Source organism: Mycobacterium sp., assembly GCF_049278535.1.
GTDB lineage: Bacteria > Actinomycetota > Actinomycetes > Mycobacteriales > Mycobacteriaceae > Mycobacterium.
Genome location: NZ_JBAPMI010000073.1, coordinates 1 through 6,098 on the forward strand (window position 1 = coordinate 1; position 6,098 = coordinate 6,098).

Below are 6,098 nucleotides of genomic sequence, written 5' to 3' on the forward strand. Positions count from 1 at the left end.
GGCGATCGAGGAGGCTCGCCGCGAAGCGAAACGCGTGGCGCGGGGGAAGCCCGCTGCCACATCCAAGCCCGTCGCGCGCGGGGCGGTCCGCGGCCTCAAGCTGTTCCTGCTCTCGCTGCTGGTGGTCATGGCCACCACTGCGGTCGGGCTGATTCTCTACTTCACGCCGGTGATGTCGGCACGCAGCATCGTCGTGGTCGGGAGCGGCGCGGTCACCCGGGACGAGGTGCTCGATGCAGCTCACGTCCGGCTCGGGACGCCGTTGCTGCAGATCAACACCGACGGCATCGCCGACCGCGTGGCGGCGATCCGCCGGGTGGCAAGCGCACGAGTGCAACGCGATTATCCGTCGGCGCTGCGGATTATGATCGTCGAGCGGATTCCGTTGGTGGTCAAGGACTTTCCTGACGGCCCGCATTTGTTCGACCGCGACGGCGTGGACTTCGCGACCGCGCCGCCACCGCCGGCTCTGCCGTACATAGACGTCGACAATCCGGGGCCGACCGATCCGGCGACCAAGGCCGCGCTCGCGGTCCTGATCGCGCTGCGTCCCGAGGTCGTCGCGCAAGTGAGTCGAATCGCCGCCCCGTCGGTCGCGTCGATCACCCTGACGCTCGCCGACGGGCGCACAGTGATCTGGGGCACCAACGATCGCACCGAGGAAAAGGCCCAGAAGTTGGCGGCCTTGCTGACTCGGCCGGGGCGCAGCTACGACGTGTCCAGCCCGGATCTGCCGACCGTCAAGTAGGCGCTCGGTTCAACCGAGGGATTTTTCGCGGGCAAATTCGCCCGAAATTCGCCCGACACGCTTCGGCGCGCCTGCATCGATCGCACGCGCGACGGCAATACCGTTCTGTTTGCGCGAATCAACTTGACATAACTCTAACGCTTTACTTTAGGTTGAGGTTTGCCGAGGCGGTTCGCTTAAGGCAAGTCCCACAAGGGAGGAACGCAGAATGATGACCCCGCCGCACAACTACTTGGCTGTCATCAAAGTCGTGGGGATCGGCGGCGGTGGCGTGAACGCTGTCAACCGCATGATCGAGCAAGGGCTCAAGGGCGTGGAGTTCATCGCCATCAACACCGACGCCCAGGCGCTGTTGATGAGCGATGCCGACGTCAAGCTCGACGTCGGTCGCGACTCCACCCGAGGGCTGGGCGCCGGCGCCGACCCCGAAGTCGGCCGCAGGGCCGCCGACGACGCCAAGGATGAGATCGAAGAATTGCTACGCGGGGCCGACATGGTCTTCGTCACCGCGGGCGAGGGCGGTGGAACCGGTACCGGGGGAGCGCCGGTCGTAGCGAGCATCGCCCGCAAGCTCGGCGCGTTGACGGTCGGCGTGGTGACCCGGCCGTTCTCCTTCGAGGGCAAGCGGCGCAGCAACCAGGCCGAGAACGGCATCTCGTCGTTGCGGGAAAGCTGCGACACCCTGATCGTGATCCCCAACGACCGCCTGCTGCAGATGGGCGATGCCGAGGTGTCGCTGATGGACGCCTTCCGCAGCGCCGACGAGGTGCTGCTCAACGGTGTGCAGGGCATCACCGACCTAATCACCACGCCGGGTCTGATCAACGTCGACTTCGCCGACGTCAAGGGCATCATGTCGGGGGCGGGCACGGCGCTGATGGGTATCGGTTCGGCCCGCGGCGACGGTCGGGCGCTCAAAGCCGCCGAGATCGCGATCAACTCGCCGCTGCTGGAAGCCTCGATGGAAGGCGCCCAGGGTGTGCTGATGTCCATCGCCGGCGGCAGCGATCTGGGTTTGTTCGAGATCAACGAAGCGGCCTCGCTGGTGCAGGACGCCGCTCACCAGGAGGCCAACATCATCTTCGGAACGGTCATCGACGACTCGCTCGGCGACGAGGTGCGGGTCACCGTGATCGCCGCGGGCTTCGACGCCAGCGGTCCGGGCCGAAAGCCGGTGATCGGCAACAGCGAAACGTCGACGACGATCGCGTCGGGCAAGCACGGCAAGATCAGCTCCAGCTTGTTCGAGCCCACCGACGCGGTCAGCGTGTCGGTGCCGACCAACGGCGCAACCTTTGACATCGGCGGCGAGGACGACGATGTCGACGTGCCGCCGTTCATGCGCCGCTAGGCGCGCGTTGCAATGGCGGCCGCGACGCGGAGTCGGGGCGAGACGACCTTGCTCACGCCGGATACTGGGCGGGTGAGCGTTCGCATTCGGCGGGTCAGCACGACTCGAGCGGGCGGTGTCTCGTCGCCGCCGTTCGACACCTTCAACCTGGGCGACCATGTCGGCGACGATCCGGCCGCCGTGGCGGCCAACCGGGGACGGCTGGCCGCTGCCATCGGCCTTGGGCCTGACCGGGTGGTGTGGATGAACCAGGTTCACAGTGACCATGTGGAAGTGGTCGTCGGTCCGCGCGACACCCCGTTCGACAACACCGACGGATTGGTCACGCGGACACCGCGATTGGCCTTGGCGGTGGTGACGGCCGATTGCGTTCCGGTGCTGCTGGGCGACGCACGGGCCGGCGTCGTCGCGGCCGTGCACGCGGGCCGGGTCGGCGCCCGTGACGGCGTGGTGGCCCGGGCGGTCGAGGCCATGATTTCGGTCGGCGCGCACGAGTCGGACATCTCGGTACTGCTGGGGCCCGCGGTGAGTGGCCGCAATTATGAAGTGCCCGCGGCGATGGCCGACGAGGTCGAAGCCGCGCTGCCGGGCAGCCGCACCACCACGTCGATGGGCACGCCGGGGTTGGACCTTCGTGCCGGAATCGCTTGTCAGCTCAAGGCTTTGGGCGTAAACGCCATCGATGTCGACCCGCGTTGCACGGTCGAAGACGCCACCCTGTTCAGCCATCGCCGTGGCGCCCCGACCGGGCGGCTGGCTTCGGTGGTGTGGATGGAGTGAGTGCGGTGACGCTAAACCGTTCAGCCGGACCGGAACGGGAATTGGAATTGGCCGATTCTTTGGCGGCGTTACGGTCGCGGCTCGCGGCGGCCGCCGAAGCGGCCGGCCGCAAACTCGATGAAATTCAACTCTTGCCTATTACCAAATTCTTTCCGGCAACCGATGTGGCGATTTTGTCGCGATTGGGATGCACCGCCTTCGGCGAATCCCGCGACCAGGAAGCAGCGGCAAAAGTAGAAGAAGTCGCTCGGTTGCTGGACGGCCCGTCAGGGTCCGACGCCACGGCCGGTCGCCGGCACTGGCACATGGTCGGCAAGATTCAGCGCAACAAGGCCCGCTCGTTGGCCGGCTGGGCGCATACCGCCCACTCGGTCAGCAGCGCCCGGGTGGTGGCGGCGCTCGACCGTGCGGTGGTCGGGGCACTGGGCGAGGGTCGCCGGAGGAGTCCGCTGCGGGTCTACGTCCAGATCAGCGTCGACGGTGACGTGTCCCGCGGCGGCGTCGACGTCGCCGAGCCCGGCGCGGTCGACGAGATCTGCGCACAGGTCGACGCCGCCGACTCCCTTGAGCTGGTTGGCCTGATGGGCATCCCGCCGCTGGACTGGGAGCCGGATCGGGCGTTCGCGCTGCTGCAGGCAGAACATCATCGGGTGCGCCGGGCCCATCCGGCCGCGGTGGGTTTGTCGGCGGGTATGTCGAACGACCTCGAAACTGCGGTCAAACATGGTTCGACGTGTGTGCGTGTCGGTACCGCGTTATTGGGTCAACGACCGCTACCGTCACCGACAGTAGTCACTCCAGTCACATCTTCATCACAGACACCGGAATCCCCAGAGCTGTAGAAGGGTCAAGCGATGAGCACACTGCACAAGGTCAAGGCCTACTTCGGCATGGCTCCGATGGAGGATTACGACGACGAGTACTACGACGACCAGGGCCCGGCCCGCAGCGGCTACCCGCGGCAGCGGTTCGCCGAAGACGGATACGGCCGTTACGAGGGTCGCGAGTACGACGACCCGCGCGGCGAGGCCGCTGACTACGGCTCGGCCGGCTACCGCGGCGGCTACGCCGACGAGCCCCGCTTCCGCGGCAACGAATTCGACCGCGGTGAGCTGACCCGGCCACGATTCGGGTCGGTGCGCGGCTCCACCCGTGGGGCACTCGCCATGGACCCCCGCCGGATGGCGATGCTGTTCGACGAGAGCAGCCCGCTGTCGAAGATCACCACGCTGCGGCCCAAGGACTACAGCGAGGCCCGCACCATCGGTGAGCGGTTCCGCGACGGCACCCCGGTGATCATGGACCTGGTCTCGATGGACAACGCCGACGCCAAGCGGCTGGTCGACTTCGCGGCCGGGTTGGCGTTCGCGCTGCGTGGTTCATTCGACAAGGTGGCCACCAAAGTGTTCTTGCTCTCGCCGGCCGACGTCGACGTCTCGCCCGAGGAGCGCCGGCGCATCGCCGAGACCGGCTTTTACGCCTACCAGTAGCGGCGGGGCAGGTCGGCGTCCGAGCCGGTAGGCTGGTGTTTGTCGGCAGCTGGGGCTGTCGGTGAGGTCACATCTTCATCACTAAGGTCGGGCTCTAGTTGACGCTGTTTGTGCACATCATTGGTTTTGCGCTGTTCATCTTCTGGCTATTGCTGATCGCGCGGGTCGTTGTCGAGTTCATCCGATCGTTCAGCCGCGATTGGCACCCGCGCGGCCTCACCGTGGTGATCCTCGAGATCATCCTGTCGGTCACCGATCCGCCGGTGAATCTGATGCGACGGCTGATACCGCAGCTCACCGTGGGTGCCGTACGTTTCGACCTGTCCATCATGGTGCTGCTGCTGGTGGCGTTCATCGGTATGACGATGGCGCTGGACTATCGCGCCTGAATCCACCTGCCGTGCGCAGGTTCTCGTTGATTGACCGCCGGGGCAGTTTGCCAGCGCCCGGATTTGGCCCGGATAAGGCGCCGATTGGGCGCTTTCTTAATCTGTGAAATTCGGTCTTATTTATTGACCGATTCTCTAACCGGCGGGTCTGGTGTGACAGGATGGGCGGCAGTTGCAGTATGGCTACGACACCGTTCATCCCGTCCTACACTTTCCTGGACGGTTTGGCTGTCCACACTCAAGGGGGCTAAGAATGCCGCTGACACCCGCAGACGTCCACAATGTGGCGTTCAGTAAGCCGCCCATCGGCAAGCGTGGTTACAACGAGGACGAGGTCGACGCCTTCCTCGATCTGGTCGAGAACGAGCTGACCCGGCTCATCGAGGAGAACTCGGATCTGCGTCAGCGGGTCGCCGAACTGGACCAGGAACTGGTCAGCGCCAGGGCCGGTGGCGCCGCCAGTGCGCAACCCACCCAAACGATTCCGGTCTACGAGCCCGAGCCCGAGCCGGTCAAGCCGCCGCCGCAGCCCGCCCCGGTCGCTGCTGCCGCCCCCGCGCAGCTTGGCGAGGAGCAGGCGATCAAGGCCGCCCGGGTGCTCGCCCTCGCCCAGGACACTGCCGACCGGCTGACCAGCCAAGCCCAGTCTGAGTCGGACAAGTTGTTGTCCGACGCCCGGGCCAACGCCGATCAGATCGTCGGCGACGCGCGTCGCGAAGCCGAGACCACGGTCTCCGAGGCCCGTCAGCGGGCCGACGCCCTGCTGGCCGACGCGCAGACCCGGTCCGAGACTCAGCTGCGCCAGGCCCAGGAGAAGGCTGACGCCTTGCAGGCCGACGCCGAGCGCAAGCACTCCGAGATCATGGGCACGATCAACCAGCAACGCACCGTGCTCGAAGGCCGGCTCGAACAGCTGCGCACCTTCGAACGCGAATACCGCACCCGGCTCAAGACCTACCTCGAGTCTCAGCTCGAGGAGCTCGGCCAGCGCGGGTCGGCTGCGCCGGTCGACTCCAGCGCCACGAATGACTCAGCCGGGTTTAACCAGTTCAATCGGGGTAATAACTAGGTCGGATGCGGGTATCGGCAGCAGCGGTCGGTATTCTGCACAGTTGGCAGTGCCGCACCGTCCGCTGGAGGTTAACCGATGCTGATCATCTCGCTGGTGTTAGCGGTGATCGGACTTGCCGCGCTGGTGTTCGCGGTGATCACCAGCAATGAGTTGGTCGCCTGGGTGTGCATCGGCGCCAGTGTCCTGGGTGTGGTGCTGCTGATCGTCGATGCGCTGCAAGAACGTCAGCGGCGAGAGGCCGGCCCGGCAATCCACGAACCCGTGTCCG

Annotated in this window: 7 protein-coding genes and 1 pseudogene; all 8 read left to right on the forward strand. The window is 66.1% G+C overall.

The annotated features are described in order from the left end of the window. On the forward strand, positions 1 to 748 hold a 748-nt coding region (locus WAO18_RS04215; RefSeq protein WP_422204137.1), incomplete at its 5' end, for a cell division protein FtsQ/DivIB. A gap of 211 nt (positions 749 to 959) precedes the next feature. After that, positions 960 to 2,099, forward strand: coding sequence for a cell division protein FtsZ (ftsZ, locus tag WAO18_RS04220; RefSeq protein WP_422204145.1), 1,140 nt, complete (start codon positions 960 to 962; stop codon positions 2,097 to 2,099). 72 nt (positions 2,100 to 2,171) lie between these two features. Further along, a complete protein-coding gene (gene pgeF / locus WAO18_RS04225) occupies positions 2,172 to 2,879 on the forward strand; it encodes a peptidoglycan editing factor PgeF (RefSeq protein WP_422204138.1) in 708 nt (235 codons plus the stop codon). Beyond that, positions 2,876 to 3,721 (forward strand): YggS family pyridoxal phosphate enzyme, encoded by an 846-nt coding sequence (locus WAO18_RS04230; protein ID WP_422204140.1) that lies wholly within the window; start codon positions 2,876 to 2,878, stop codon positions 3,719 to 3,721. The genes pgeF and WAO18_RS04230 overlap by 4 nt, the downstream gene beginning before the upstream one ends. 12 nt (positions 3,722 to 3,733) lie before the next feature. Then, positions 3,734 to 4,369 carry a cell division protein SepF gene (locus WAO18_RS04235; RefSeq protein ID WP_422204142.1) on the forward strand — a complete coding sequence of 212 codons (636 nt, stop codon included), beginning with the start codon at positions 3,734 to 3,736 and terminating at the stop codon, positions 4,367 to 4,369. Positions 4,370 to 4,467: 98 nt separating this feature from the next. Then, on the forward strand, positions 4,468 to 4,758 hold the full coding sequence (locus tag WAO18_RS04240) for a YggT family protein (protein ID WP_422204143.1): 291 nt from the start codon (positions 4,468 to 4,470) through the stop codon (positions 4,756 to 4,758). 253 nt (positions 4,759 to 5,011) lie between these two features. Further along, positions 5,012 to 5,827, forward strand: a complete 816-nt coding sequence (locus WAO18_RS04245) for a DivIVA domain-containing protein (protein ID WP_422204144.1) — start codon at positions 5,012 to 5,014, stop codon at positions 5,825 to 5,827. A 78-nt stretch (positions 5,828 to 5,905) separates the two neighbouring features. After that, positions 5,906 to 6,098 (forward strand): annotated as a pseudogene (locus tag WAO18_RS04250) (hypothetical protein); the annotation flags it as partial.

What these genes read in the sequence shown, in the direction of transcription:
- WAO18_RS04245 (WP_422204144.1), top strand. Translation starts at nt 5,012, where the DNA reads ATGCCGCTGACACCCGCAGACGTCCACAATGTGGCGTTCAGTAAGCCG.
- ftsZ (WP_422204145.1), top strand. Translation starts at nt 960, where the DNA reads ATGACCCCGCCGCACAACTACTTGGCTGTCATCAAAGTCGTGGGGATC.
- WAO18_RS04235 (WP_422204142.1), top strand. Translation starts at nt 3,734, where the DNA reads ATGAGCACACTGCACAAGGTCAAGGCCTACTTCGGCATGGCTCCGATG.